Genomic DNA, 24,709 nt, shown 5'->3' on the forward strand with positions numbered 1-24,709 from the left:
CGTAGTTCGAACGTACGCCCACTGTTGATCTTGAGGTGATTGTGATGCGCATTGGATTGTTCGTGGATGAGAAGGGGCCGTCCCTGGACGTGATCGTCGATCAGTCTCGCGCTGCGGCCACGGCGGGCTTCGCCGGAGTGTGGCTGGGCCAGCGCGACGGCAGGGACGCGCTGACCACACTGGCGGTGGCAGGGCGCCAGGTGCCCGGCATCGAGCTCGGTACGGCGGTGGTGCCGAGCTACCCCCGGCATCCGCTGGCCCTCGCGGCGCAGGCACTGACGGTCCAGGAGGCGGTCGGCGGCCGGCTCAGCCTGGGGCTCGGTGTCAGCCACCGGCACCTCATCGAAGGGCAGTACGGCCTTTCCTTCGACCGCCCTGTTCGTCACCTCCGCGAGTACCTGTCCGCGCTGGTTCCGCTGCTGAAGGGCGAGACTGTGACGTACAAGGGCGAGACACTCCAGGCCGCGGGCGCGGTCGACATCGCGGCAGCGGCGCCGCCGTCCGTGCTTGTCGGCGCACTCGGCCCGGCCATGTTGCGGGTGGCCGGAGAGTTGGCCGATGGAACCATCACGACGTGGGCCAACGCGGCGGCTCTCACCGACCACGTCGTTCCTGCGATCACCCGGGCGGCGGGCCGGCGTACACCACGTGTGGTCGCTTCCACGGTCGTCTGCGTCACCTCGCACGAGGACGATCGCAGGCACTGGGTCGCTGAGAATTTCGCAATGGTCGGGCAGTTGCCCAGCTACCGCGCCGTGCTCGACCGAGGTCGCGCCGCAGGCCCTCAGGACACGGTCGTCATCGGTGATGAGATTGTCGTCGAGCGGCAGATCCGCCGGCTGTTCGATGCCGGTGCCACGGAACTCGTGGTGATGCTGCTCGGATCAGAGGATGAACAGGCCCGGAGCACCGCACTCCTGGCCGACCTTGCGGGGTAGGACCGGCCGGACCAGAACGGCGCAGGTCCGAGCGCACGGGGGCCCTGCATCGACTGGGACAGCAGGGCGCCTCGCTGAGCGCAGGTCCAGGGCGACGTCCGGCGTCAGCTCTGTCAGCGCTGCACGATGGGCGTGCCGTTCAGGCCGCGATGGGCGTGCCGTTCAGTTCCGCGGTGAACCCGCCGCCCGCCGCGACCACGGCGCCCGTGACGAAACTGGCGCGCGGCGAGGCGAGGAAGCAGAGCACCTCGGCGATCTCCTCCGGCTGGGCTACCCGGCCGAGAGGCTGGGCGCTGGCGAAGGAGTACAGGTGCTGGCGGCTGTCGGGCCGGAACGTGTCAAGGAAGTCGGTCTCGATGACACCCGCGGCCACGAGGTTCGCGCGGATGCCCAGCGGGCCGCCCTCGACGGCGACGAACTTGGAAGACGGCGTATCGGTCGCGTTGCTCGGCGGACAGGAAACTGACCGGCGTGGAGGGCCTCCATTCATGCGAGGGTGCCACCACCTCGCACGACGCGGCGGACGCGCCCTCGAATGCCAGCAGCAGCCAGATCAGATGATCGACGTGACCGATTACGTGCTGAATGTGCCGTCTCATGCCTATCGCGAGCACCGCCGTCATGCCCGCGCAGGTGGGGTGAGGCGCAGGAAGATGCGCTCGTCGGTGCCGGGCGGGATATGGGAGTGAACGTCGAAAACGACCCACGGGTCGATCGGGGCGCCGGCGTCCGCTGACTCCGGCTCCGGGTGTCAGCGCTGAGCGCGCTGGTCGAAATCGCGCTGGCGTGCTTGGATCTCGGGCGCGTTGGCGACTGCCCAGTCGTAGAGGCGGCCGAACGGCTCGCGCAGGGTCTCGCCGAGCGGGGTCAACGAGTATTCGACGCCGACCGGCGAGGTCGGCAGCACCCGGCGCTCGACCATCCCGTTGCGTTCGAGCCGGCGCAGGGTCTGCGTGAGCACGCGCTGAGTCACGCCCTCGAGGCGGCGCTTGATCTCGTTGAACCGGCGCGGCTCGGCCAGGACCGCCATCACCATCATCGACCACTTGTCGGCGATCTGATCGAGGATCGGCCGGCTCGCGCAATCGGACCGGAACACAAGGTCCTGCTCGGCGATAGCCCGGTAAACGGTCTCAGAAGCGGCCATGGCGGTATCCTCCACGATCCCTGGGATGCCTGAAGTGCGTTATTGACGCAGGTCATCATCGATTCCACAGTAGGTATACATCAGGAACCAAGATCCTGCCAGATACCTATGGAGGTAAGATGAACCACGACGCCTACCGGACTCTGCGGGTCAGCCGGAAAGACGGGGTCGCGCACGTCACGATCGACAACCCACCGATCAACGTTCTCGATGTCGCCGTCATGACCGACCTGCGGCGCCTGCTCACCACGCTGGCCGATGACGACACCGTACGCGTGATCGTGTTCGACAGCGCCGATCCAGACTTCTTCCTTGCCCACGTCGACATGACCCTCACCCCGGAGGATCTCGCCGGGCTCATGGCCGACCTGCCGGAACACGTCAATGTCTTCCAGGCCGTGGGAGAGCAACTACGCCACCAGCCCCAGGTGACCATCGTCAAGCTGGCCGGCAAGGCGCGGGGCGGCGGAGCCGAGTTCGTCGTGGCCGCCGACATGGCGTTCGCAGCGATCGGCAGGGCCGGGCTCGGCCAGATCGAAGCCCTCATGGGCATCGTCCCCGGCGGAGGCGCCACGCAGTACCTCACCGAACGTGTCGGCCGCAGCCGCGCCCTGGAAGTCGTGCTCGGCGCCGACCTACTCGACGCCGAGACCGCCGAGCGGTACGGCTGGGTCAACCGCGCCCTGCCCGCGCACGAACTCGACGAGTTCGTCGACCGCCTCGCTCACAACATTGCCGCGCTGCCGGACGGCGTCGTCGCGGCGGCCAAGCACGCCATCATCCCCAGCGATCACGCCGATGGCCTGGCGCGCGAAAACGAGGCCTGGGCCGGGCTCGTATTCCGCTCCGTCACGGCGCAGCTCATGGGCGCAGGGCTGGCCCGCGGCGCCCAGACCCGTGACGGCGAACAGGACTTCGAGGGCCTGTTGCGCGGCCTGGCCGGGTAGCCAGATCCGCTCGGCTGCCAGGACAGTGGCGTTCGCCGAGATCGACATGACACCCCCAACTTCCTTTGGTGTCATGGCGATGACGCCGCCGTGTGGCATTCGTATCCTCGCCGGGTGACACTGATCGCCGCAGTGCGCTCCCTTCGGCCGCCGCCACGGCATGCTCGTGCCCGACCGGGGCCGCATCCCCGCCGGCTGGACATCCCAGAGGCCGTGTGCGGCCTGGCCTGGCGACCAGAGCGCGCCGATAGCGGGTCAGGTCCCGCAGCTGGCGGATGGGTTCGGGGTGAACCAGGGAAGGGCGGCACATGCCGCGGTCGGCGACTTTCGCCAGCCAGACCACGTCCAGTTTGTCGGTCTTGGGGCGGCCGGGGATGTTCTTCACGTCCCGGGCGTTGACCAGCCAGCACTCGAACCCTTCGGCCTCAAGCTCACCGTCGTCATGCCTCACAGACAAGCAGAAGGCGGCGACATTTCGCGCGCCGCCGTCACACGGTGGGGTTCGCTGCCGGGTCCGGGGCGGGGTGGGCTGCGGCCATGACGCCGCCCGGCACGCCGACGAACTGCTCACCGTGGCAGGCGAGGTCTCGGGCGCGCTGTGGGCGCAGGCCGTATGGACCGTGGCCAACATTCGGGTCCGTCAGGGCGACCGCGACACCGGGGCGGAGTTGATGAACCAGGCCATCGACGGCTTCGACGGCCGCGATGACCTGATCATCTGGATGCGGCTGCGCCTCGGCGCCGCCCGGCTCGACCTCCTACCCGTTCCGCCCGGAACGGAGTCCGCCCGGCAGCGCGTCCAAGAGGTCCAGGCCGCGCTGCCGTTCGCGGGGGCACCCACCATCGAGCAGCAACTGCTGGCGGTGCGCGCCCGCATCGCTGTCCTGACCGGCGACCTCGACGAGGCCCGCACCGTCCTGGACCAGAAGGACACCGCGCTCGCCGGACTGCGTAAGCGCGGCAGGCCCGAGCCCGTGCCCCCGTCATCGCCGCACGGCTGGCGCAGGTTCGGCGCCGGCTGCGGGCCCCGGGCTCGGCTGACGTCACGACCAGCCCTTCCACGGCTCGAAGCGTCCCTCGCCCGCCCGCCACGGGCGGCGCACCGGACCGGGAGGCATCCTGACCGCGCTCGCGTTGAGCTGTGAGCACCTGCCCGGCGTCACGCTGGTGCGGGTGGCCGGCGAGGCCGACGCGCTCAACGCCGCCCAGCTGGAGACCTTCCTCGCCCACGCGCGCCGCCGGCCCGGCGAGCCGCTGGTGCTCGACCTGAGCGAGCTGACCTTCCTGGGCGGCGGGGCGCTGCGCGTCCTGCCCCGCGCGCACGCCGTCGCCGAACAGCACGGCACCGGCCTGTACCTGGCCGCCGTGCGCGCCGCGCCCGCCCGCCTGCTGGAACTCACCGGCGCCTGGCGGCACCTGCGCTGGTACCCCAGCGTGGAGCACGCCCTGGCCGCCACGCACGGAGCCCCCGACGCCGCATGACCCGCACCCCCGCGATGACGTCTGCGCGTTACTTGCCCGGCGGTTACTTCTGCAGGCCGATCTGCATTTCCGGCTGTTCCCGTCGCGCCGGGGACGGGACGGGAGCGGGCACATCAGGGCAGGCCGGCCTCCTCAGCTCTGCCGGCCCAGGCAGCCCATGGCCGCTCTCGACCAGCCCTTGCGTCGGTCGTCATGGCGAGTTCCTGCGCCCGCCGTCACACCGAGATACCCGTCGAACGCCTGACAGGTCACGAATGCGACCGGCTCGCTCGCGCCCGCCGATCGGCCAGCGATATCAGCGGCAGCGCCTCAACGAGACACGGCACAAGACCGCCATCCTGACCGCGACCATGCGCGAACTGCGCGAACTGCGCGACCGGATGTGCGAGCTGAGGGAACAGGTGCGCCCGCGCTCAGGTCCGCGCCGACCGCACCGTCCTCGACCGCCCGGCCACAGGAACGGGTCCATCAGGGCGTGTTCTGGCCGGGTGGGACCGGCCGATCGGCCGCGGCTGACCGCCCTACCGGTACTGCGTTACTGAACTACTTAACAGCCCAGCCGGCTCCCAGCATGCAGGGGAGGAAGGTCTAGGCGCTACGTCCCTGGCCGGGGCACGTCTTCGGCTCTCGGGCAGGCTCTCGGCCTAGAGGGGGCGGCGTCGAGAACTCGAGCCCGTGCGGGGGCTCATGCTGGGGCGGTGCTTGAACAGGTCCGGGACGGCCTGCTCCGCCGAGCCCTCGACGTGGAAGGCGCTGCGCAGGCCGGTGATGGCCAGGATGCGTTCCAGCAGGGGCGGCAGGTTCGACAGCACGAGGCTGCTCTGCTGTTCGCGGCTTTGCCGCAGGAGGAGCACCAGCACGCCGACGCCCATGGAGTCGCAGAACGTCACGCCGCTCAAGTCGAGCACCAGGCCGGCGGACCCGGCCGCCTGCCAGGCGTCCTTGACCTGCCGGTGCAGCAGCCCGGAGGTCTGATAGTCCAGATCGCCGGCCACACGGGCGACGATGAAGTCCTCGTGCGGGCCGACGGTGACGGTGAAGCGCCGGCTGGGGTCGCCCGGTTCATCCATGCGAACCATCATCCTCGCCAGGGCGGCATGAAGGGCAGGCCAAACCGCACCAAGACCATCCATCCGAGACGAACGGGCCGAAGGAGGCCCCTCGTTGGCGCGGCTGTCACGAAGCACCTTCGAGGGCCGTTAGCCCTGTTCACCGCGCTCCCGCCGAGAGCCCCGGCCCTCCTTGACGCGGCGAGGGGGCGCGGGCTCTCTTCGTGCTCGCCTCCCCTGGAAGGGAGGCGGGTTTGCCGGGTCTTCCGGACCGGCCCTACAGGCGGGCGGGCACTGTGGCAGCAGGCCGGGCCGTTGGGTGCGGCGCCGGCCGCTAGGTTCCGGCGGTGCGCTCGCGTTCGTGTGCGGCGTTGATCCGCAGCGCCTCGGCGAGCTGGTCTTCCAGGATGATGATCCGGCAGGCGGCTTCCACGGGAGTGCCCTGATCGACGAGTTCCCGGGCCCGCGCGGCCAGGCGCAGCTGGTAGCGCGAGTAGCGGCGATGGCCGCCGCCGGAGCGTTTCGGCTCGATCAGATGAGCGGCGCCCAGGGCCCGCAGGAACGTGGGGGTGACGCCGAGCATCTCGGCGGCCGCGCCCATGCTGTAGGCGGGGTAGTCCTCATCGTCGAACCGGTCTTCGGCCGTGCGTCCGGTCGTGCGTTCGGTCGTTGTTTCCGTGATCCTGCCGTGAGCCGGTGTGTCACCCTCGGCAGCCGAGCGGCGTTGATCCATGCATTCCCTTCTCTTCACGCGCACAGGGGGCCCCGGCGCCTGTTGCGCCGGGGCCCCGAAGAGTTCAACACCATCTACCGGCTGTCGGCCGGTTCACTGTTTACCGCATCGGCCGTACTGAGCGGCGGTGATGCGCGGATCGCGGATGCGTGACCGTAGACCACCTTCCAATCCCGTGGAACTGCGGTACCCGAGCGGCGCAACTTCAGCCGGCACGGGCGATCCCGATGGCGTCAACACTCCCTTCATCTTTTTCTTCCGGACCACTTGCCAACTTCACCTTCGGCAGCGCGTCCACGATCAGGGCCCCTATCTCCTGCGCTGGCCCGTCACGTCCGACCTTCTGCCGTCAACCTCTGACTTCATCTTCTTGCTGCGGGCAGTTCGTCGTGATGCCAGGAACTACTGTCGCTGCCCGGTGGATCCGTTTCTTGCGATGTCACAAACCATAATGCCTGCGCTCGCGAATGTCTACTACCGCCGTGAGAGATTTTCCGCTCCGGGCGTGGCAGTCTTCGGCCTGTGCTCATCCTGCGCCGACGCACGGCACGGGGCGCGAGCGCCGCGAACCAGGGGGCAGGACGGATGTCGTGCCGGAGTGCCGGGAGGTCGCAGGGCCGGTCGCGGGAACACCGCACACGTAACGGCAACACCACCCTCCCCCGCCGCTCGTCTACCTCCACGGCGGGCCCGTCCGCCCCATCCCCGCCCTCGACCCCGCATCCTGCGGCGATCTGCTAGGGCGAGTTCTTCTCGGATCTGTCCGGCGAGCCCTGAGATTCCCGCCATGCCCGCACTACCTCGATCGCCGCCTCCAGCGACGGCTCCACCCGGAACATGGCCCGCAAGCCGGTCATCGTCAAGATCCGCTCCAGACGCTGCGGCACGCCCGCCACGACCAGAGCCGCCTTCTGCTCACGGCTCTGCCGCAACAGCAGCAGCAACACCCCCACGCACCTGGAATCGCAGAAGGTCAGGCCCCTCAGATCCAGCACCAGCCCCGAAGCCGAGGCCACCGCCCACGCCTCGGTGGCCACCCGCTCCAGCAGCGTCGCGAACCCCTGATCCAGTTCACCGGCCACGCTGATCCTGACCAGGCCCGCTCCCATGCCCACGGACACGGTGAACCGCTCGGGAGCCTGCTGTTCCTCCATACGGCGTCTCCCTGCCCCGCACCAGACAAGCAATCCCAGGGCGTTCTGGTCACGCTGTCCTTCAGCCCGGCGTAGAGGTGGTCAGGGTCTCGGGATGCTCGGCGTTCCGGAAGCTCCGAGAACTGCGCAGAGTCGCTGACCAGGGGCTGCCGCACCGTGGTCACGGGGCGGCTGAAGCAGCGCACCTATGAAGATCGCGAGGGCGTCAAGCGGACGGTGTTCGAGGTCGAAGACGTCGAACACCGTCGCTGAAGTGGGTGTCCGCCAAGGTCGTCAAGACACAGCGTGACCAGGAACCCGGCATGGGAGCGAACTCCCCGCCAGATGATCCGTGGGCGGTCAGCTCTGCGCCGGCGGGCGCTGGCCCCGGCGCCTCAGCGACGCCTCCGTTCTGAGGAACTCGGCCGGTCGGCCCGGGACGACTTGCCATGCACGGGCCGACCCTGACGACACCGGCTCAGGCCGGGGCGGGCAGCTGGATCGAGGCGAGTTTGGCCGGGTCCACCACGATGTGGATGCCAGTGATCCGGCCTTCGGCGACGGTGAAGGCGATGACCGACAGCGGCATTCCGTCCGAGCGCCAGGACATGTGCCCGGGGACGCCGTTGACCAGCACGGGTCGTTGGCGGGCGACCTCGCCGGAGAACATCCGGGCACCAGCGGCCACCTCGGTGGCGCCGAGGGTGACGACCATGCCGGTGGGGGTGTCGACAGTCAGCTTCACGTTCGGGTCGAGGACCCGCAGGAGCGCCTCGAAGTCGCCGCTGCGCGCTGCGGCGCTGAATGCCTGGACGACCTCTTGATGCTCACGGCCGGAGCCCGCCGGCCGCCCCGTGGCTTGGACCTTGCGGCGGGCGCGGCTGGCGATCATCTTGGTCGCGTCGGCGGACTTGCCCAGGATGTGGCCGATCTCCTGGAACGAGACCGCGAACATGTCGTGCAGGACGAACGCCAGCCGCTCGCCGGGGCTAAGCGAGTCCAGCACCACGAGCAGGGCGAAGCCGACCGAATCGGCCAGCGCCACCTGCTCGTCCGGCGTGGGCTCGCCGGTGGGCGTCACCACGAGATCGGTGAACTCGTGCCCGTAGCCGGTCTCAGGGTGGGCCTGGCGGGATCTCAGGAGATCCAGGCTGATCCGGCCGACCACGGTGGTCAGCCACCCCGCCAGGTTGCCGATGGTCGCCTCGTCCTGGCGGACCAGGCGCATCCAGGCTTCCTGGACCACATCCTCGGCGTCGGCGTGCGAGCCCAGCATGCGGTAGGCCAGGGCCCGCAGCCGATCGCGCTGGGCTTCGAACGCCTCGGTCACGAGGCCGGAGGGGTGGATGGTCACGACTGGCGCGGCTTTCGCGGCTGACGCAGCGAGACCCGGTTGCCGTCCGGGTCCACCGCCTCGATCCGGACCCCGAACGGATAGTCCACGGGCTCTCACTCCTCGAAGGTGACGCCGCGCTCGCGCATGATCTCGAAGTCCTTGCGCAGATCATCCGATTCGAGGATCAACGGACCGGGCGCGACAGGCTGGCCTGTGGCGCCCGTGTCGCCCGGCTGGCCTGCGGCCGCCGCATGCGACCACAGCAGGATCTGCACCGGGCTGCCCGGAACGCCGACAGTGATGAACCGCCCGTCGGGACCCGCGTAGTCGGCCCGCTTCTCCAGGCCGAGTCCCTCGGTGTAGAACTCCAGCGCGCGGTCCTGATCGGTGACGTAGACCGTCGTGTACATGATGTTGGTCAGCATCCTGCTCTCACTTCACTCGTTGGTGCGACGACCGTTCGTCTCGGTCGTCACCCCCATGACGAGTGCCAACGGGAGAAGGTAACAGGGCCGGTCCGCTGGAGCGGTCACCGGGGGCGCATCCCGGTGTGGCTCGGCAGCGCCGCCAGACTGTCACCGAAGGCCCGCGACTCGGGTTGCACCCGGAAGACCACCTGGGCGGTGATCGGCCCCGCTCCGGCGAACGGGAAGTCGACCAGCGCCTCGTCCACGTCCTCCGGCACGGTGAAGGCGGCGGGGATCTGGGTCGGGCCATCCCGCTGCACGAAGCAACGCTGGCCGGCTGCGAGCGAGTACTGAGCTCAGACCATTCGATGACGAAGGTCGTACGGGCCGACCTGTCGGCGATCGAGTGGACCGTTGTACGGATGAGCGATCGGTTCTACGTCTGGCCGGCGGTGGAGACGCGGGCGTAGTCGGGGCATGGACGTGCGGGCTGGTTCGGCCCGAACATGGCGGGATAAGTCGGGCTCCATAGCCACCAGCAGCACGTTTTCCCAGGTCGTGGTGCTCGATATCGGCGCTTATGTCAACCACCGCTGTCCTCCGGGCCGCCGGAGGGTTCTGCGGCCAGGCGCAGCGTCCGCCACCCGTCTACGCTCGGCTCCTCCCGCCAGGCCGCCGGCCACCGCCGCTCCACCTCCGCTGGGGCTATTCGCACATCGTGGAGCTTGGCGCCCTCCAAACCCGTCGCTCCCTCGAATCCAGCGTCGCCGCTGAAGGCAGCCCCGTCGAAGAAGGCGAAGCCAGTAAAGGTCGCCCAGCCGAACGTGGTGCCGCTGTTGAAGGTCGCCTCGATGAACGCGACATCGATGAAGGTCGTCGTGCCGAACATGCCTTCTTGCGTTGGGAGCATCGGTGTGCTCCGTGAGCGCGGAGGCACGTATGGTGCCGAAGTCGAAGGTGGAGTTGTTCGCGGCGGTTCGCCGGGACTCGCGGGTGGGCAACCTGTCGATACGTGCGCTGGCCCGTAAGTAACGCTGGCCCGTAAGTACGGCGTGCACCGCCGGTTGGTGCGTGAGGCGTTGATGTCGGCCTGGCCCGCGCCACGCAAGGAGTTGCCGGCGCGGCCGTCGTTGCTGGATCCGTTCAAGGACGCCATCGATGGCATGCTCCGCGAGGATCTGGGCGCTCCGCGGAAGCAGGGGCATGCCGCCAAGCGCATCAATGATCGGCTGCTGGCCGAGTACGGCGCGCACGTCGTGTCGTACTTCATGGTCAAGACGTACGTGGCTGCGCGTCGACCGCAGATCTGGGCGCAGGCCGGGCGCGGAGCACCTGAGGTGTTCATCGAGCAGTCGCACCTGCCCGGGCAGGAGGCCGAGGTCGACTTCGGCGAGGTCATGGTGGAGCTGGCCGGGGTGGCGTGCCCGTCGGCAAGATCCGCCATGACAACCTGCGCGCCGCGGTGGCCCAGGTGCTGGGCTTTCCCTGGCCAGGGTGGAGACCGACCGATGGGTGGCCTTCCGCTCGCACTACCGGCTGGAGGCCTTCCACTGCCGGCCGGGCAAGCAGGGCGCAAACGAGAAGGGCGGCGTGGAGGGCGAGGTCGGCTACTTCCGCCGCAACCATCTGGTGCCCGTCCCGCGGGTGAGTTCCGCCCATGCTCTCCCACGACCGCGTAGACCCGGCCATGTCTCGGGTCGCACGTTCGGATGTACGGGTCGGTGGCTTTCCCTGCGCGCCTATGGGTGGTCTTGCCGGTGTTGAGCTGTCACCAGGAACAGCCGGGTGGGCTGCTCGGATGGGAAGCTCCAGCGGTGGGGCTGGAGGCCCTTGTACCAGATCGAGTCACCGTCGTTGAGCTGGACGGCCTGCCAGTCGCGGAACTCGATGCGCAGGGTGCCGCCGATGACGACGATCAGGTCCTCGCCCGGATGCTCGAACCAGTCGCCCGCCGGGGTGTTCGGCATGGCTGTGACCTCGTTGGCCTTGATGAGGCCGTTCGGTTCGCCGGCCAGGAGCCTGAAGTCTCCGCCGGCGCCGCCTCGCTCGGTTCCGGTGAGCCGTGGACCGTCCCCTCTCCGGGTGATGACCAGGTCTCGTCCTGATGGTCGAGGGAGAAGATCCTGCGGGAGCACGTTAAGCGCTTGGGCCAGCCGGTAGAGCGTGGCAACGCTGGGAGCGGACCGCCCCGTCTCCAGGTGGCTCAGGAACGCCTGGGAAAGCCCAGTCGCTGAGGCGAGCGCCGTCATGGTGATCCCAGCCCGCCGGCGAGCCTCCCGGATCGTCGCGCCGATCTCCTGCTCCAGGCCGGGTGAGTCGGCGATGGGCGCTTCCTGGTGGGCCGAAGATGTCACGCGACCACCTTAACGTGTTGACATGAAATTAGTCGTAGTAATAATGTCGCCGCGTTCTACCTGCTGATGGCGGGTATCTCGTTGCGTCACAAATAAGGGGCCCTCGATGGGTGAACGCTTCGATGCACACGTGAAAGCCGCGGGCAAGCACCGCTATCCCTCCGACGTCGCGCTGCCCGGCATGCTGTGGGTGCGCGTCGTCCGCGCTCGCCATGCGCATGCCACCATCCGTGCGATCGACACCACTGCGGCACGTGAGACTCCTGGCGTCGCATGCGTTCTGACCGCCTCGGACGTTCCCGGGCTGAACGCCTTCGGCCTCGATGTGGCCGATCAGCCCGTGTTGGCATCGGACCTGATCCGCTTCCACGGCGAAGCGATCGCGATCGTGGCCGCCGACACCGACCAGCAGGCACGCCGCGCCGCCGACGCCGTGCTCGTCGATGCGGAGCCTTTGGAGGTGGTCTCGGACCCGCTCGAACCCGCAGACCTGTGTGGCCGGGTCGAGCTGGGAACAGGTGACATCGATGCCGCCCTGGCCGACGCCGATCTCGTGCGGGAGCTGACCTACCAGACGCCGCGCCAGGAGCACGCCTTTCTGGAGACCGAGGCCGGTTGCGCCTATGACGACGACGGCGTGCTGACCATCGTCGCCGGAGGGCAGAACCCCTTTCACGATCGCCGCCAGCTGGCCGCGATCCTCGGCGTGCCCGAGTCGAGACTCCGGGTGCTGCACCCGATGATGGGCGGGGCGTTCGGCGGCAAGGAGGACCTGAACGTTCAGCCGCTACTGGCGCTGGTGACCTGGCACACCGGCCGCCCCTGCCGGATGATGTACGACCGCCAGGAATCGATAGCCGCCGGGGTGAAGCGTCACTCTTTCCAGGTCCGGTACCGGATCGCGGCCACCAGCGCAGGCGACCTGGTGGCCGCCGACGTCGATTTCGTCGCCGAGGCGGGCGCCTACACCACGCTCAGCCCCGCCGTCGTCGGGCTCGCCGCGGAGCATGCCTGCGGGCCGTACGCCTTCGCGGGCACCCGGATCCGCGGCCGTGCGGCCTTCACCAACAACGGCAACGCCAGCGCGTTCCGCGGGTTCGGCAACCCCCAGATGGTCGCCGGCTTGGAGCAGTGCGTGGACATGCTGGCGCGGGACACCGGCCTGGGACCGATCGAATTCCGCCGCCGGAATCTGCTGCGGCCCGGCGAGGTGGCCGGCTTCGGCAGGCCCGTTCTCGGGACGCTGGGCATGGGCCGGGTCCTGGACGCCGCCCAGGCCAGCCCCCTGCTGACCGAGCCCATTCACTCGGAGACGCCCCACAAACGCCGCGGGGTCGGCCTAGCCATCGCATGGCAGGGGTTCGGCATGGGGGCCGGTGTGAAGGACAGGGCCCTCGTGCGCCTGGAACGGCTGGAAAGCGGGCGGATCCGGTTACACGTGAGCACTCCCGACATGGGCCAGGGAAACCTGTCCGCCTACATCCGGATCGCCGCCGACGAGCTGGGCGTCCCCGCGTCGTTGTTCGACATTGCCGACGGCGACTCCGACGGGCCCGACTCCGGATCGAGCAACGGCTCGCGCACCATGTTCACCGTGGGCTCGGCCGTACTGCAGGCAGCTCGGGAACTGCGCCGGACCGACGGCGGGCCGCTGAGCGTCGAAGGGCGGTTCGCGCCACGCCAGAGCGACCCCATCACGCCCGGTATCCCGCATGCCGCGTTCGCCTCCTCCGCGCAGATCGTGCTCGTGGAAGTCGACACCCTGACCGGCGAGGTCGATGTCCTGCGCGTCGAGCACTACCTCGACGCGGGCCGCGTCATCGACCGGGCGGGAGTCGAGGCTCAATCGGAGGGCGCGATCGCCCAGGGCCTCGGACTCGCCCTGCTCGAAGACGCCATCATCGAGGACGGCGAGCCGCGCACCACCAGGTTGTCGACCTACCTGATCCCGTCGGCGCTGGACGTCCCGGCCGACATCGTCACCTTCATCGTCGAAGAGCCCGAGCCGCTGAGCCCGCTGGGCGTGCGCGGGATCGGCGAGATAGGCATCAGCGCCACGGCCGCCGCGGTCGCCAACGCGATCTATGACGCCGTCGGCAGGAGATTCGCCCGCTTCCCCATCACTCCGGAACAGGTACTGGAAGCCCTCAGCTCATGACAGCCATCGAACTGACCATCAACGGCGCCGGCCACCAGGTGACCACCGACCCCCGCACGCTCCTGCTGCATGTCCTGCGGGAAGAACTGGGCCTTCGCGGCACCAAGTACGGCTGCGGCGAAGGCGAATGCGGCGCGTGTACCGTGCTGATCGACGGCCGCCCGCTCAACGCCTGCCTCATACCCGCGGGACGCGCAGACGGCGCTCGTGTCGAGACCATCGAGGGAATCGCCGGCACCGAGACCGGCCAGACCGTGATCAAGGCCCTCTGCGAGCAGGGCGGAGTCCAATGCGGCTTCTGCACGCCGGGATTCGTCGCCAGCATCACGGCCGGAGGCGACCTTTCGGGAAACCTGTGCCGCTGCACCGGGTACATCAAGATCCGCGCGGCGGTCCGTCAGGTGCTCGACCAGATCGAGCCCCGGCCGCCATCGCCGCCAGGTCCACGCCGTGCCATCCTCGGCCCGGCCTACGCGCGCCCGGCCACCGTCGCCGACGCGTTGCGCCTGCTCGCCACGGACGCCCCCTGGCGAATCCTCGCCGGTGGAACCGACCTGCTCGTCCAGCACGAGCACCGTCTCGAACGCCTGAGCCTGCTCGACATCACGGCCATCGCCGACTTTCCCGCCCTCACAGAAACCAGCCAGTCGGTCGTCATACCCGCGCTCGCCACCTACACCGACCTGCGAACCTCGCCGACCGTCCTGCGCTGGGCCGGGCCGCTCGCGACCGCGGCCGCCCTCGTGGGAGGACGGCAGATCCAGAACGCGGGCACCGTGGGCGGCAACATCGTCAACGCCTCGCCCGCAGGCGATGCCATCCCGGCGCTCCAGGTGCTGGGAGCACGCATCCACCTGCGATCACCACACGAGGCCAGGACCGTCCCGATCTCGCGGTTCTTCACCGGTCCTGGCCGCACCCGCCTCGCCAAGGGCGAGCTCGTCACCCACATCGAGATCCCCAAGACGCCGCCGACTGACCTGATCTGGTTCTTCGACCGGGTGGGAACCCGCCGCGCCCAAGCGATCACGAAGGCTTCGGTCGCCTTCCGCGCGCGCCGGCACGAGAGCGGGCTCGCGGACGTCAGCATCGCGCTCGGCGCGGTCGGGCCCACCGTGCTGGAGGCTCCAAAAACCGCGGCCTTTCTCGAACGCGGTCCGCTCACAGAGGAACGTCTCCGCCACGCCGCAGACCTTCTCGGCCGCGAAGCCCAGCCCATCGACGACATCCGCTCCACCGCCCGCTACCGGCGCCGTGCCGTGGCCGGGCTGCTGCTCCGCAACCTTCTCCCACTGGCGGGAAGGCCACCTTGCTCATGAGACTCGATACCCCGGCGCTGTCGGGTGTGTCCGTACGGCTGGAACCACTCGCGATGAGCCGTGTACCCGTTCTTGCTCAGGCCGTGGAGGAGGACCGGTCCTCCTACGCCTTCACCCTGGTTCCCCCGTGCGCAGGAGGCGGCATCTTACCTGCGAACCCAGCACTCTGGCGAGGGGTTGCCCCCCTTCGCGTAGATCCGCGCGACCGACGGAAGGCGGCGGGATGCACCGCGTTCTGGGATCCGCACCACTGGCCTGGCCGCCAGGACCTGCGCGCGGTGGAGGCCGACTGGACCTGGCTGGCCGCCTCCGCGCAGGGCACCACCATCAGCGCCGAGACCAGACTGCTGCTGTTCACCCACGCCTTCGAGGTGCTGGGCGTGACCCGCGTCGGCCTGAAGACCGACGCCCGCAACCAGCGCTCTCGCCGGGCGCTGGAGCGCCCGAGCTTCGAGGGCGTGCTGCGCAGTTGGTCACCGCCCTGGGCGCCGGGCGAGGAAGGCCTGTTGCGAGACTCGCCCATGTTCTCGTTGATCGCCACGGAATGGCCTGCCGTCGAGGCGGCCCCGCAGGACCGCCTCGCCGAATCTATTGGAGAAGTGCGATGACTGTGCCAAAGCCGATGTTCGCCGAGATGTTCGTCGACGAGAACGCCGATCCCAGGATCGACGTGCCGGCCGGAGGGGCGGAGAAGGCCATGCTCGCCGCCTTCCTGCGCTGGCACCGGCAGACGCTCATGCTGAAGTGCGCCGAACTGGACCCGCAGGCCCTCGCTCGGCGGCCGGTGTCCTTCTCCGGCCTGTCGCTGCTGGGCCTCGTGCGACACCTGGCCGACGTCGAGCGCCGCTGGTTCCGCCGGGACCTGGCCGGGCAGGCGGTCGAACCGTACTTCGCCACCCAGGACCACCGGGACGCGGCCTTCGACAATGCTGCACCCGATGCCGAGATGGTCGCCCAGGCCTGGCGCCTATGGCAGGAGGAAGTCGACTTCGCCGACCGTTTCGTGGCCGAGGCGGAGAACCTGGAAGTGACCGGTGAGGATCCCTGGAAGGGCACGATCACCCTGCGATGGGTGCTGGTGCACATGGTGGAGGAATACGCGCGGCACAACGGCCACGCCGACTTCCTCCGGCAGGGCATCGACGGCGCGGTTGGCCTGTGAATGGGCATCGAAGGGTGGGCCGAGACCGGGCGCGCGGTTGCGCCGGTCAGGATGACCGCGGGCGGATGGCGGATCGTCAGCCGGTGGCGCCGTCGGCACGTGCTCAGGTCTGGGCCAGCCGGTAGGAGTCTGTGCCGGTTTCGATGATGGTGGCGTTGAAGGTGAGTCGATCGATCGAGCCACCCGGAACCCTGGAAACCGTCATCCATCAGCGCGGACCCGCAGATCCTGACGATTGGTGATCAAGCCCGCCGCCCGTTTCCGCTGTATTCCGGTGGGACCGCTACAAGGCGTTGCGTTGACCGCTTGACCCGCACCGATGAGAGGGCGCAAGCGTCCTGCGAGCAACAGCGTGGTCCGACCGGGGACTGAGAGCCCGGTGTCTATGCCTTGCTCGCGACCACCATATAGTTCTCGGCCTTGAGATCGAACGTGCTCACTTCCGTCCGGAGTCCGACCCGGTGCAGCTCGACTTCGAGTTCCTCGTACCGGTAGGGCCAGCAGGACAGCAGTTCCGAGCGGACAAGAACCAGCCCAGTCGCATCAACTTGCGCGATCGCAATCTCGATGTGGTGCTCCTCCTCCCAATGCGGCGCAATCTCCCAGCGGTAGACCACGACGGCATCGCGACCGTTCCGGCGGACGAGTCGGTCACTGATGTCCAGCCGGGAACCTCTGGCCCTCACGAGTTCCCAAGTGCGGGATGTGAGCACCAAGCGCCCGCCAGGGCGCAGAAGCCGTGACATCGACTCCAGAGCAGCACCCCTGCCTGTCGCGCCCGCGGCATGGTGAAGCGAGTTGCCGACGCAGAACACCATGTCGAACGTGTCGTCCTCGAAATGGTCGGGCAACTCTTCCCAGTTCGCCCGCATGGCCCGGACGGATGCCCCGAACTCCTCAGACAACTCTGCGGTCCGACGAACCATCGCTTCGCTGGCGTCAGTTGCAACAACCTGCATGCCACGACCGGCGAGGCCAACCGCCAGCTGTCCGGTTCCGCACGAACAGTCGAGGACGTGAGCGTTCGACGGCAGGAGACTGAGGACGTCATCGAACGACGCGGCGAACTCGGCTGGAGGCAACTTCGCATCCGAGATGAGCCATTCATACACCTCGGCAAGCACGTCATAATCCGTCACAACCACTACCTCCGTCACGCGGCAGACTCACGGCGGGACGTCAGTCCATCATCGGAGCAAGCCGGGCACCAATGGTTTTCGCAAGGACAGCCCGTCCGCGCATGCCGCGCGGTGGACGGGCCGGCACACGCAGGTCCGGGGAGCGACGCAGCGCGCCGTGATCGACTGTGCGCGCGGGGGCGTCTGCGAGCCGGTCGTCCGGCGCCCCCGCGGGGCCAGAAGATCGCCTGAGCGCGGAACCGGAAAGCCGTACGACCAGATCCAGCACCACATCGAACGATCTTGAAAAGGTGCAGCAGCAAGATGGTGGATCTGGGGCCATGATCTCCAACAGCCGATCGCCTCCCGCGAGTCGGTCGCCGCGCTGGCCGGGCGGGCCGCCGAGCTCGGCCAGGTCCGCCGCGTAGTGCACACCGCCGGGCTGTCCCCGGTCCAGGCTCCTGTGCCGGCCGTGCTGGCGGTGGACCTGCTGGGGGTTGCGCTGGTGCTGGAGGAGTTCGGCACGGTCGTCGCCGACGGCGGGGCGGGGCTGGTCATCGCCAGCATGGCCGGGCACTTCCACCCTCCCTTCGCCGCCGAGGACGCCCGCCAACTGGCCACCGCCCCGGCCGATGAGCTGCTGTCGCTGCCGATCGCCGCCGCGTCCAACTTCGCCGATTCCGGGCACGCCTACGCTTTTGCCAAGCAGGCCAACGTACTGCGCGTCCAGGCCGCCAGCAGCGCGTGGGGCGAGCGGGGCGCCCGCGTCAACTCCATCAGCCCGGGTGTCATCGCCACCCCGATGACGCACGCCGAGCTGAGCGGGGAGAACGGCGCCGCCATGCAGGCGATGATCGACGCCTCCAACGCCCGGCGGCTGGGCACCCCGGCCGACATCGCCGCCGCCGCCGAGTTCCTGCTCAGCCCGGCCGCGAGCTTCATCTCCGGCACCGACCTGCTGGTGGACGGCGGCGTCACCGCCGCGGTTCGCTCCTGCCGCCTCGGCTGACTCGCGGGGCCATGCTCAGCGCCCGAGCTGACCCGCCATGATCTGCGATGACGGGAGCGATCAACGCCCCGCCTGAATGCAGCACTCTGGCAGGCCGCTGACCAGCGAGAACGAGCGACGGGATAAAATGGAGTCACCCCCGCACCGCCGGGTCCGTGCCAGGGCCCAGCCACGGAGGTGAGTGCGTCATGGTGTTCGACCAGGCAGATCTACGCGAGCTGGCGGCCTTCGGCGACGAAGTCGGTGTGCTGTCGTTCTACACCACGATGGAGCCGGGCACGCAGGCCGGGCGCACCCGGCTGCGCAACGAGATCGCCGCGCTGCGCCAGGAGCTGTCCGCGGACCCCGACCACGAGCGTGCCAGGCTCGCGGGCCTCCGTCTCGACCTGCTGGAGCCGCGGATCGACGAGCTGCTCGACCCGGCCGGTCCCGGTCTCGGGCGCGCCCTGTTCGCGCAGGTGGCAGGTGAGGAGGTCCGTACCGAGTGGGTCCAGCTCCCGGTGGGCGACCTCGCCACCCTCAGGGAGCACGCTTATCTGCTGCCGCTCGTCACCGCTGTTCAGGCCGACAGGCCCGCCGGGGTGGCCAGGGTGGGGCGTGACGGCGTGCGGCTGTTCGACTACCGCTACGGCCTGACCGACGAGCTGGAGCCGGTCACCTTCAACCTGGCGACCGCGGGCTCGTCCGGCGGGGGGTCGACGACGCTGCCCAGGCTCTCGCGGGGCGGCATCCACCCCGACCGCTTCGACCAGCGCGTCGAGGAACATCTGGCCAGGTTCCTGCGCGAGTCGGCCCCGCACGTGGCCGGGCACGCTCGGCGGCTGGGCTGGGAGACGCTGCTGTTGGTGGGCGACCCCCGCGACACCTCGGTGCTGAGCGAGGCGCTGCCGGCCGGCACGGAGATCATCCAGGTGGACGCCGTGCTCGATCACGCCCTGTCGCCGCCGGAGGTGCTGGAGTTCGTGCGCCCCGCTCTCGACGAGGCGCGGGCCCGGCATGACGCCGCGTTGGCCGTGCGCGCCCGGGACCTGGCCCTATCGGGCGGCAACGGCGCGGTCGGCCTCGACGACATCCTCTCCCTGCTGCGGCAGGGCCGGGTCGAGCACCTGCTGCTCGATGACGCCGGCGGGTGGAAGGCCGCGCCGCCCAAGCCCGTCGCTCCCGAGGATCTGGAGGAGGAGATGATCGAGCTCGCCCTCGAGCACGGGGGCGAGGTCACCGTGCTGGAGAGCGGGGCGGCGGGCGAGCTGGCCGAGGCGGGCGGAGTGGCGGCGATGCTGCGCTGGTGAGCGGTCGTCGCGATGCCCCGCGCTGACGGTGACCGCCGTCAACGGTACCGCTCGGAAGAGTGGTTACAGCGCGCCCGCAAGCTCGTCGACAAGGGCGGCCGCCTCGCGCTCTCCCGCCCGCACGGCGCCCTCGAAGTAGCCGTTCCAGATGTCGGCGGTCTCGGTCCCGGCGAACCGCAGGCCCTCCCACGGCGCGAGTAGGGCGTCGCGGTAGACGTGCATGGTGCCGACCGCGAAGCTGCCGGAGAAGCAGCCACCGGTGTGGGGCTCGGCGTCCCAGTCGAACTCGATGAAGTCGACAGGTTGTCTCAGGTGCTCGTCGTCGAGCCGGTCGGCGATCTCGGCGAGCAGCAGCTCTTGGCGAGCACCTGCGTCCAGCCCGCGGATGCGAGTGGCGTCGTGCCCGTACACGAAGAACGTCAGCACGCCCTGGGCGGTGCCGGGAACGGAGTTGTCCACAGCTTCGGTGATCAGGCCCGTGGAACTGGTGAACGCCCCCGACCTGCCCTGGTCGTTCCACAGCGGCGTGGCGTAGACGGCGTGGAACTTCATCGCGTCGCCCGGCAAGACGTTGCGCACCGCGCGGCGCTTCGTCCCCGGCATCGCCGGGCTGATCTCGATGCGGTTCAGCACCACCGGGGGCACCGTGACGATCACCCGGTCTGCGGTGAACTCGCGACCGTCCCGCGCGTGAGCAGTCCAGGGCGCGGCCACCTGGCCACGGGTATCGCGGGTCAGCGACGCGACGTCGAACCCGAGCACGACCGGCTCGGCGAGCGCCTCGGCCATGTGCTGCGCGATCGCGAACGGACCACCGATCACGCGGTCCTGCTGGGCGCCGCCCACGGTCTTGAGCATCGAGTCCACGCCGCCGCCGGAGTGCAGGTAGAACAGGATCTGCAGCATGGACACCTGACTGGCGTCCGTGGCCAGCAGCCCCCCTGCCAGCTGGCGGGAGGCATAGGCGGCGCGCTCCGCGTCGGTGCGGTCGGCGAGCCAGGTGTGCAGGGTCTGGGAGTCGAGCTCCGCGGCGTCGGGGGTGAGCGAGGGGCGCTCCAGGTCCACGGTTCGGGCGAGGCGGTCGAGCTCGGCGTAAATCGCGGACACCTCGGCGTCGGGGCCGGCGTTGCGTTGGCCGCCCAGGAACGCGAACCTCTCCCCCACCTCGCGCAGAGGGAAGGTCTTCACACCGTACTGTGCGGCGAGCTCGTACATGCGGGTCTGGCCCGGGCCGAACCACTGACCGCCGAGGTCGATCTGGAGCCCGCCGTCGAGGTAGCGCGTGAATGTGCGCCCGCCTACGCGATCGCGCGCCTCCAGGACGCGGACGTCCACGCCGGCGGCGTCCAGCCGGTGCGCGGCAGCGAGCCCTGAAAAGCCCGCCCCGATGACAAGAACCTGAGAGTCGACCATGTTCATATGGTCACGCAGGGCAGCAATCATCACGATCTGTGGATCAAGATCTTGAAGCGGGGATCGACGGCTCCTCGATCCCCGATGACTCCTCGGACCGCTCGATGAGCTCGCCTTTGCGAAGGTGGCCCCGGCGCGGACCAGGGCGACCAGGTGCGGCGCATCGACCGCCCGCGCCGAGGTCCTGCCAGTGCGGGCGGTGGAAGCCGAATCGGGGGCCTTCACTCTCACGCGCCCAGCAGATCGCCACGTCGGTCACGCCGCTGCCGGAGCCAGCGCGGAGAGCGGCGGTGATCTACCTCCTGCTCAGCCCGCGCACAGCCATCGGCAGGGTATTGAGCTTGATCAGCTTCTCCTGCTCTTCGGGATCATCGTCGGCCAGCACCCCGCCGAACCCGAGCCACTTGGAGAAGCCGCAGCGCCGATGCGCCGATGTACCTATGCATCTGCGATGTACGGGTCCGCCTGGGTTGCCGAAAGATCTTGGCTGAGGCTGGCCGATCGGCAGACTTCGGTGACGTCGCCGGCGGGGGTCGCCTGCCAGGCCCTCGCGCCCAACAGGTTCCTCTCAGCTCAGCCAGCCGCATCCTGGCCCCGGTCAGTCAGCTACTGATCTCTGCGTTTGGCGTTCTCGCCAACGATCTGTCACACCTCGGCATTACAGCGAAGACGGCCGTCCGGCAGACCAGGGTCTAGGTGCTAGATCCCTGGTCAAGGCGGGTTGTCGGGTTGTCGGCTCTAGGCCAGCCTCTAGGTCTAGACGAGTAAGTCCTAAGTGGCCGCGGTGCTGAGTGTGTGCATGACGAAGGGTGTTGACGATCGGTTTGTGAAGACAGACCTCAACACCCTTCTCACCGCACTGTACGTCAGAATCGATGACTGGCTCGGCAACCGGCCACGATGGGGACGTAAGCCGAAGCTGACCGACGCCGAACTGCTTACCCTGGCCGTGGCTCAAGTTCTGCTCGGCATCCACTCCGAGGCCCGCTGGCTGCGGTTCGTCCCCGAGCACCTGCCCGGCGCCTTCCCCTACCTGCCCGGCCAATCCGGCTACAACAAACGTCTGCGCAAGGCCCTGCCACTCGTCAAGCAAGCGATCCGGGCATTGGCTCAGGACACTGACCTGTGGAGCGATCCGGTATGGGTGGCCGACTCCACACCGATCGAGTGCGGGCGCTCTCGCCCTACCACTCAGCGCTCGGACCTGGCCGGCTGGGCCGGCTACGGCTACTGCCGTTCCCACTCGCGCTGGTTCTGGGGGCTGCGCCTGCACCTGATCTGCACGCCCGCCGGCCTGCCGATCACCTGGGCCCTGGCCACCCCTAACATCGACGAACGGCAGGTGCTGATGGCCATCTGCGAACACGATCCGCACCTGCTCGCCGACCGTCCTGGCCTGCTGATCATCGCTGACAAGGGCTACGTCTCCGCCGAACTGGACGCCTTCCTGGCCGAGCGCGGCGTGCGGCTGCTGCGCCCGTCCTACCGCAACCGCACACCCCGTCCCGGCGAGCACCTGCTCAAACCGATCCGCCAGCTCATCGAGTCCGTCAACGACACCCTCAAAGACTCTGTTGGCCGATTCAGTGGTCAAGCCGCCCGTGCGAGGACGAGTTTGGCGAAGTGGCTGGTGCGGGTGGCACCAAGGGGTTGGCCCGCCCACCAGGCATTGAGGCGAACGAGGTTGAGGGCGGTGGCGGTGAACAGGTGCCCGAGGTGAGTCTTGGATAGGCCGATGTAGCGGCTGGTGCGGATTTCGGATCTATGCACGGCCTGGAAGATGGTTCCTTCCACGCCCGCCCTGACCCCGTAGCGGACTTTGAACTCCTCGGTGTGCTGTTCTCGTCGCCGTGCATCCTGCGCTTCTTGCAGAGGCCGGGCCAGGAGTTGGAGCCCTCGCCCCCAGCGCGGACTGGTGGTGCGGGTGCACGCCGCGCGCAGTGGACACGGATCGCAGTCGGTGCGGCGGAAGAAGACCTGGACGATGGGCACGCCCCGGACGGTGTGCTGCTGGGCGGACCACACCGCACTGGTATGGCCTTGCGGGCAGGTGACCCGGCGGGCGTCCCAGTCGATAGTGAAGGCATCCTGCGCAAGCGCTGGCGCCTGCCGGCGCTGCCGGGAGACGTCGATACGGACCGGCCCCACCAGGTCCAGCCCGTACTCGGCCCGAGCCTGGACCAGTAGCGTTGCCGAGGTGTAGCCATAGTCCACCAGGTGCTCATCGGGCAGCAGGCTGCGCCCTCGCAGAGCCTGGTGAATGGGTGCGGTCATCTCGGTGTCGGTCACGGTTGCCGCGGTGGTGGCGACGTTGGTGATCACGTGGGGTGCGTCGGGCTCACATGTTTCGGAGAAATGGACCTTGTAGCCGGTCCAGCCCATACCGCGTTTGATGCTGTAGCGGGCCTGCACGTCATACGGCGTCACCAGGCGCATCGCGCCCGGCGGGAGGTCCTTGCCTTCCCGCCAGCGCACCCCCTTGTCATCGCGGTGATACTGCTGGATCCACACCTTGCGCAGCACCTGCACCGCTGGCAGCTCCCGCAGCCAAGGCGGGGCGGAGCGCGCATGGACGGCCTCCAGCAGCGTGAAACCGTCCATGCCAACCTGCCGGGCCCACGCGGTGCGGGCATCATCGCTCTTCGGGAACCGATAGCCCTCACAGCGGGCCTGGTACCGCTCGCTCCAGTCCGGCACCATCATGCTGGCCAGCCAGCCCGGGGCCGCCACCGCCAGAGCCTCCAGCGCCGCACGCATGGTTTCCCCGACGAACTCCATCCGGTTCAAGCGGCGCACGGCCGCCAGCACGTGGGTCGAATCGGTGCGCTGCCGCCCGCCGGCCCGCAGCAGGCCCATCCCGGACAGACGCTCCAGCAGCGTGTCCAGGATGCGTTCCTCCAGGCCATGAGCGATCAGCCGGTCCCGGAACTCGCTGAGCACCGAGAAGTCGAACCCCGGATCGTCCAGCTCCAGACCTAGGCAGTACTTGACATCGATCCGCCCCCGCACGGCATCGGCCGCCTGACGATCGGTCAGCCCCTCAGCGAACTGCAGCACCGAGACCATCGCCAATTGCCCCGGCGACAGCGCCGGCCCACCACGCCGCGGGAACGCGCAGGCGAACTGCTCGTCACGAAACAGCGGACCCAGCTCATCGCGGATCCGCATGGCCAGGCAGCTCTTGGGGAACGCCGCCCACGCGATACGGGCAGTCTGCTCAGGAATCTGACGTGCGGGCCGAGGGTGCAGAGACATGGCGAAGCTCTCCATCTTCCCCGCGGCCCAGGTCCAGCTTCCTCCGGGGACCGGGGATCATCAACTGGAATCGGCCAACAGAGTCCTCAAAGGCCAGCTCGACCTGGAACTGCACGGCGGCCGTACAGTCACCGGCGTGGGCGCCCGGATCGCCCAGCGCATCCTGGCCCTGACCGCCGCCATCTGGCACAACCGCCACACCGGCCAGCCCATCACCCGATCACTGATCGCCTACGACCACTGACTTAGGACTTACTCGTCTAGAGGGTTTCGTTCGAGGACTCACGGTGGTCCCCTCGCCTGTGCCGGGCGCCGTATTCGGCGTTGCCGTTACCGGGCGTCAGGCCGCGCCCCGCCCCGTCCAGCAAGCACTTCGGGGATAGCTCCACATCCTAGGAAGGGTCCCCGATCATGCGCGCGCCCCCCGACCCAGCGGCGGCCCGGCATTGACGGGTTCCGT

General features: G+C 69.0%; 25 protein-coding genes and 2 pseudogenes. 13 read left to right on the plus strand and 14 right to left on the minus strand.

The features are described 5' to 3' along the window. Positions 1-44 precede the first annotated feature (44 nt). Positions 45-938, plus strand: a complete 894-nt coding sequence (locus HD597_RS26265) for a TIGR03564 family F420-dependent LLM class oxidoreductase (RefSeq protein ID WP_253745383.1) — start codon at positions 45-47, stop codon at positions 936-938. Between the two features lie 139 nt (positions 939-1,077). On the opposite strand, the gene HD597_RS26270 is transcribed toward HD597_RS26265, so the two are convergent. Together HD597_RS26270 and HD597_RS26275 are read right to left on the minus strand one after the other, a co-directional pair. After that, entirely contained in the window at positions 1,078-1,428 is a 351-nt protein-coding gene (locus HD597_RS26270; RefSeq protein WP_276083024.1) for an SDR family oxidoreductase, read from the minus strand. A gap of 261 nt (positions 1,429-1,689) precedes the next feature. After that, positions 1,690-2,085: a winged helix-turn-helix transcriptional regulator gene (locus tag HD597_RS26275; RefSeq protein WP_253745385.1), complete on the minus strand. Its 396-nt coding sequence runs from the start codon at positions 2,083-2,085 to the stop codon at positions 1,690-1,692. 119 nt (positions 2,086-2,204) lie between these two features. Here HD597_RS26275 and HD597_RS26280 point away from each other — a divergent pair, with 119 nt between their 5' ends. Next, on the plus strand, positions 2,205-3,032 hold the full coding sequence (locus HD597_RS26280; protein WP_253745386.1) for an enoyl-CoA hydratase/isomerase family protein: 828 nt from the start codon (positions 2,205-2,207) through the stop codon (positions 3,030-3,032). Here the strand turns inward: HD597_RS26280 and HD597_RS66900 are convergent. Next, positions 2,947-3,663 carry an IS110 family transposase gene (locus tag HD597_RS66900; protein ID WP_372513398.1) on the minus strand — a complete coding sequence of 239 codons (717 nt, stop codon included), beginning with the start codon at positions 3,661-3,663 and terminating at the stop codon, positions 2,947-2,949. The genes HD597_RS26280 and HD597_RS66900 overlap by 86 nt on opposite strands. Here HD597_RS66900 and HD597_RS26285 point away from each other — a divergent pair. After that, positions 3,557-4,177: a hypothetical protein gene (locus tag HD597_RS26285; RefSeq protein ID WP_253745387.1), complete on the plus strand. Its 621-nt coding sequence runs from the start codon at positions 3,557-3,559 to the stop codon at positions 4,175-4,177. The two genes, HD597_RS66900 and HD597_RS26285, sit on opposite strands and share 107 nt — an antisense overlap. Then, complete coding sequence (locus HD597_RS26290) at positions 4,167-4,514, plus strand: STAS domain-containing protein (RefSeq protein ID WP_253745388.1); 348 nt, start codon at positions 4,167-4,169, stop codon at positions 4,512-4,514. Before HD597_RS26285 ends, HD597_RS26290 begins: the two co-directional genes overlap by 11 nt. A 644-nt stretch (positions 4,515-5,158) precedes the next feature. Here the strand turns inward: HD597_RS26290 and HD597_RS26295 are convergent. From HD597_RS26295 to HD597_RS26305, 3 genes are all read right to left on the minus strand, one after another. Then, entirely contained in the window at positions 5,159-5,584 is a 426-nt protein-coding gene (locus HD597_RS26295) for an STAS domain-containing protein (protein ID WP_253745389.1), read from the minus strand. Positions 5,585-5,897: 313 nt separating this feature from the next. After that, complete coding sequence (locus HD597_RS26300) at positions 5,898-6,164, minus strand: helix-turn-helix domain-containing protein (protein ID WP_253759474.1); 267 nt, start codon at positions 6,162-6,164, stop codon at positions 5,898-5,900. A gap of 869 nt (positions 6,165-7,033) precedes the next feature. Then, a complete protein-coding gene (locus HD597_RS26305; RefSeq protein ID WP_253745390.1) occupies positions 7,034-7,450 on the minus strand; it encodes an STAS domain-containing protein in 417 nt (138 codons plus the stop codon). A gap of 156 nt (positions 7,451-7,606) precedes the next feature. On the opposite strand from HD597_RS26305, the gene HD597_RS66905 reads away from it, so the two are divergent. Continuing rightward, on the plus strand, positions 7,607-7,702 hold the full coding sequence (locus HD597_RS66905) for a hypothetical protein (protein ID WP_372513399.1): 96 nt from the start codon (positions 7,607-7,609) through the stop codon (positions 7,700-7,702). Positions 7,703-7,907: 205 nt separating this feature from the next. On the opposite strand, the gene HD597_RS26315 is transcribed toward HD597_RS66905, so the two are convergent. From HD597_RS26315 to HD597_RS26335, 5 genes are all read right to left on the minus strand, one after another. Then, positions 7,908-8,783 (minus strand): sigma-70 family RNA polymerase sigma factor, encoded by an 876-nt coding sequence (locus HD597_RS26315; RefSeq protein ID WP_253745391.1) that lies wholly within the window; start codon positions 8,781-8,783, stop codon positions 7,908-7,910. Positions 8,784-8,878: 95 nt separating this feature from the next. Next, positions 8,879-9,190: a VOC family protein gene (locus tag HD597_RS26320; protein ID WP_253745392.1), complete on the minus strand. Its 312-nt coding sequence runs from the start codon at positions 9,188-9,190 to the stop codon at positions 8,879-8,881. A gap of 104 nt (positions 9,191-9,294) precedes the next feature. After that, positions 9,295-9,492 (minus strand): hypothetical protein, encoded by a 198-nt coding sequence (locus tag HD597_RS26325; RefSeq protein ID WP_253745393.1) that lies wholly within the window; start codon positions 9,490-9,492, stop codon positions 9,295-9,297. 263 nt (positions 9,493-9,755) lie between these two features. Then, complete coding sequence (locus HD597_RS26330) at positions 9,756-10,061, minus strand: hypothetical protein (protein WP_253745394.1); 306 nt, start codon at positions 10,059-10,061, stop codon at positions 9,756-9,758. 850 nt (positions 10,062-10,911) lie between these two features. After that, positions 10,912-11,526: a helix-turn-helix domain-containing protein gene (locus HD597_RS26335; protein ID WP_253745395.1), complete on the minus strand. Its 615-nt coding sequence runs from the start codon at positions 11,524-11,526 to the stop codon at positions 10,912-10,914. A 106-nt stretch (positions 11,527-11,632) separates the two neighbouring features. On the opposite strand from HD597_RS26335, the gene HD597_RS26340 reads away from it, so the two are divergent. The 4 genes from HD597_RS26340 to HD597_RS26355 are packed head-to-tail and all read left to right on the plus strand — an operon-like array spanning position 11,633 to position 16,165. After that, positions 11,633-13,684 carry a xanthine dehydrogenase family protein molybdopterin-binding subunit gene (locus HD597_RS26340; protein WP_253745396.1) on the plus strand — a complete coding sequence of 684 codons (2,052 nt, stop codon included), beginning with the start codon at positions 11,633-11,635 and terminating at the stop codon, positions 13,682-13,684. Then, the gene (locus HD597_RS26345) at positions 13,681-15,003 is read left to right on the plus strand and encodes an FAD binding domain-containing protein (RefSeq protein WP_276083025.1); all 1,323 of its coding nucleotides are present in this window, start codon (positions 13,681-13,683) and stop codon (positions 15,001-15,003) included. Before HD597_RS26340 ends, HD597_RS26345 begins: the two co-directional genes overlap by 4 nt. 53 nt (positions 15,004-15,056) lie before the next feature. Further along, the gene (locus tag HD597_RS26350) at positions 15,057-15,611 is read left to right on the plus strand and encodes a GNAT family N-acetyltransferase (protein WP_253759476.1); all 555 of its coding nucleotides are present in this window, start codon (positions 15,057-15,059) and stop codon (positions 15,609-15,611) included. Then, complete coding sequence (locus HD597_RS26355) at positions 15,608-16,165, plus strand: DinB family protein (RefSeq protein WP_253745398.1); 558 nt, start codon at positions 15,608-15,610, stop codon at positions 16,163-16,165. The genes HD597_RS26350 and HD597_RS26355 overlap by 4 nt, the downstream gene beginning before the upstream one ends. Before the next feature lie 383 nt (positions 16,166-16,548). Here HD597_RS26355 and HD597_RS26360 read toward each other — a convergent pair whose 3' ends face one another. Beyond that, positions 16,549-17,322, minus strand: a complete 774-nt coding sequence (locus tag HD597_RS26360) for a class I SAM-dependent methyltransferase (RefSeq protein WP_253745399.1) — start codon at positions 17,320-17,322, stop codon at positions 16,549-16,551. Between the two features lie 319 nt (positions 17,323-17,641). Here HD597_RS26360 and HD597_RS26365 point away from each other — a divergent pair, with 319 nt between their 5' ends. Together HD597_RS26365 and HD597_RS26370 are read left to right on the plus strand one after the other, a co-directional pair. Beyond that, on the plus strand, positions 17,642-18,292 hold the full coding sequence (locus HD597_RS26365; RefSeq protein ID WP_308210973.1) for an SDR family oxidoreductase: 651 nt from the start codon (positions 17,642-17,644) through the stop codon (positions 18,290-18,292). A 188-nt stretch (positions 18,293-18,480) separates the two neighbouring features. Beyond that, entirely contained in the window at positions 18,481-19,581 is a 1,101-nt protein-coding gene (locus HD597_RS26370; protein ID WP_253745400.1) for a VLRF1 family aeRF1-type release factor, read from the plus strand. A 63-nt stretch (positions 19,582-19,644) separates the two neighbouring features. Here HD597_RS26370 and HD597_RS26375 read toward each other — a convergent pair whose 3' ends face one another. Beyond that, on the minus strand, positions 19,645-20,994 hold the full coding sequence (locus HD597_RS26375; protein ID WP_253745401.1) for a flavin monoamine oxidase family protein: 1,350 nt from the start codon (positions 20,992-20,994) through the stop codon (positions 19,645-19,647). Between the two features lie 826 nt (positions 20,995-21,820). Here HD597_RS26375 and HD597_RS26380 point away from each other — a divergent pair. Beyond that, a pseudogene (locus tag HD597_RS26380) lies at positions 21,821-22,561 on the plus strand (IS982 family transposase); the annotation flags it as partial. Positions 22,562-22,584: 23 nt separating this feature from the next. Here the strand turns inward: HD597_RS26380 and HD597_RS26385 are convergent. Beyond that, positions 22,585-24,249 (minus strand): IS1182 family transposase, encoded by a 1,665-nt coding sequence (locus HD597_RS26385; RefSeq protein ID WP_253740324.1) that lies wholly within the window; start codon positions 24,247-24,249, stop codon positions 22,585-22,587. Between the two features lie 64 nt (positions 24,250-24,313). On the opposite strand from HD597_RS26385, the pseudogene HD597_RS66910 reads away from it, so the two are divergent. After that, a pseudogene (locus HD597_RS66910) lies at positions 24,314-24,493 on the plus strand (IS982 family transposase); the annotation flags it as partial. Positions 24,494-24,709: the final 216 nt, after the last annotated feature.

It is taken from the genome of Nonomuraea thailandensis, from assembly GCF_024172165.1.
Lineage (GTDB): Bacteria > Actinomycetota > Actinomycetes > Streptosporangiales > Streptosporangiaceae > Nonomuraea > Nonomuraea thailandensis.

What these genes read in the sequence shown, in the direction of transcription:
- HD597_RS26265 (WP_253745383.1), top strand. Translation starts at nt 45, where the DNA reads ATGCGCATTGGATTGTTCGTGGATGAGAAGGGGCCGTCCCTGGACGTG.
- HD597_RS26270 (WP_276083024.1), bottom strand. Translation starts at nt 1,428, where the DNA reads ATGAATGGAGGCCCTCCACGCCGGTCAGTTTCCTGTCCGCCGAGCAAC.
- HD597_RS26275 (WP_253745385.1), bottom strand. Translation starts at nt 2,085, where the DNA reads ATGGCCGCTTCTGAGACCGTTTACCGGGCTATCGCCGAGCAGGACCTT.
- HD597_RS26280 (WP_253745386.1), top strand. Translation starts at nt 2,205, where the DNA reads ATGAACCACGACGCCTACCGGACTCTGCGGGTCAGCCGGAAAGACGGG.
- HD597_RS66900 (WP_372513398.1), bottom strand. Translation starts at nt 3,663, where the DNA reads ATGTTGGCCACGGTCCATACGGCCTGCGCCCACAGCGCGCCCGAGACC.
- HD597_RS26295 (WP_253745389.1), bottom strand. Translation starts at nt 5,584, where the DNA reads ATGGATGAACCGGGCGACCCCAGCCGGCGCTTCACCGTCACCGTCGGC.
- HD597_RS26300 (WP_253759474.1), bottom strand. Translation starts at nt 6,164, where the DNA reads ATGGGCGCGGCCGCCGAGATGCTCGGCGTCACCCCCACGTTCCTGCGG.
- HD597_RS26305 (WP_253745390.1), bottom strand. Translation starts at nt 7,450, where the DNA reads ATGGAGGAACAGCAGGCTCCCGAGCGGTTCACCGTGTCCGTGGGCATG.
- HD597_RS26320 (WP_253745392.1), bottom strand. Translation starts at nt 9,190, where the DNA reads ATGCTGACCAACATCATGTACACGACGGTCTACGTCACCGATCAGGAC.
- HD597_RS26330 (WP_253745394.1), bottom strand. Translation starts at nt 10,061, where the DNA reads ATGTTCGGCACGACGACCTTCATCGATGTCGCGTTCATCGAGGCGACC.
- HD597_RS26340 (WP_253745396.1), top strand. Translation starts at nt 11,633, where the DNA reads ATGGGTGAACGCTTCGATGCACACGTGAAAGCCGCGGGCAAGCACCGC.
- HD597_RS26345 (WP_276083025.1), top strand. Translation starts at nt 13,681, where the DNA reads ATGACAGCCATCGAACTGACCATCAACGGCGCCGGCCACCAGGTGACC.
- HD597_RS26350 (WP_253759476.1), top strand. Translation starts at nt 15,057, where the DNA reads ATGAGCCGTGTACCCGTTCTTGCTCAGGCCGTGGAGGAGGACCGGTCC.
- HD597_RS26355 (WP_253745398.1), top strand. Translation starts at nt 15,608, where the DNA reads ATGACTGTGCCAAAGCCGATGTTCGCCGAGATGTTCGTCGACGAGAAC.
- HD597_RS26370 (WP_253745400.1), top strand. Translation starts at nt 18,481, where the DNA reads ATGGTGTTCGACCAGGCAGATCTACGCGAGCTGGCGGCCTTCGGCGAC.
- HD597_RS26375 (WP_253745401.1), bottom strand. Translation starts at nt 20,994, where the DNA reads ATGGTCGACTCTCAGGTTCTTGTCATCGGGGCGGGCTTTTCAGGGCTC.
- HD597_RS26385 (WP_253740324.1), bottom strand. Translation starts at nt 24,249, where the DNA reads ATGTCTCTGCACCCTCGGCCCGCACGTCAGATTCCTGAGCAGACTGCC.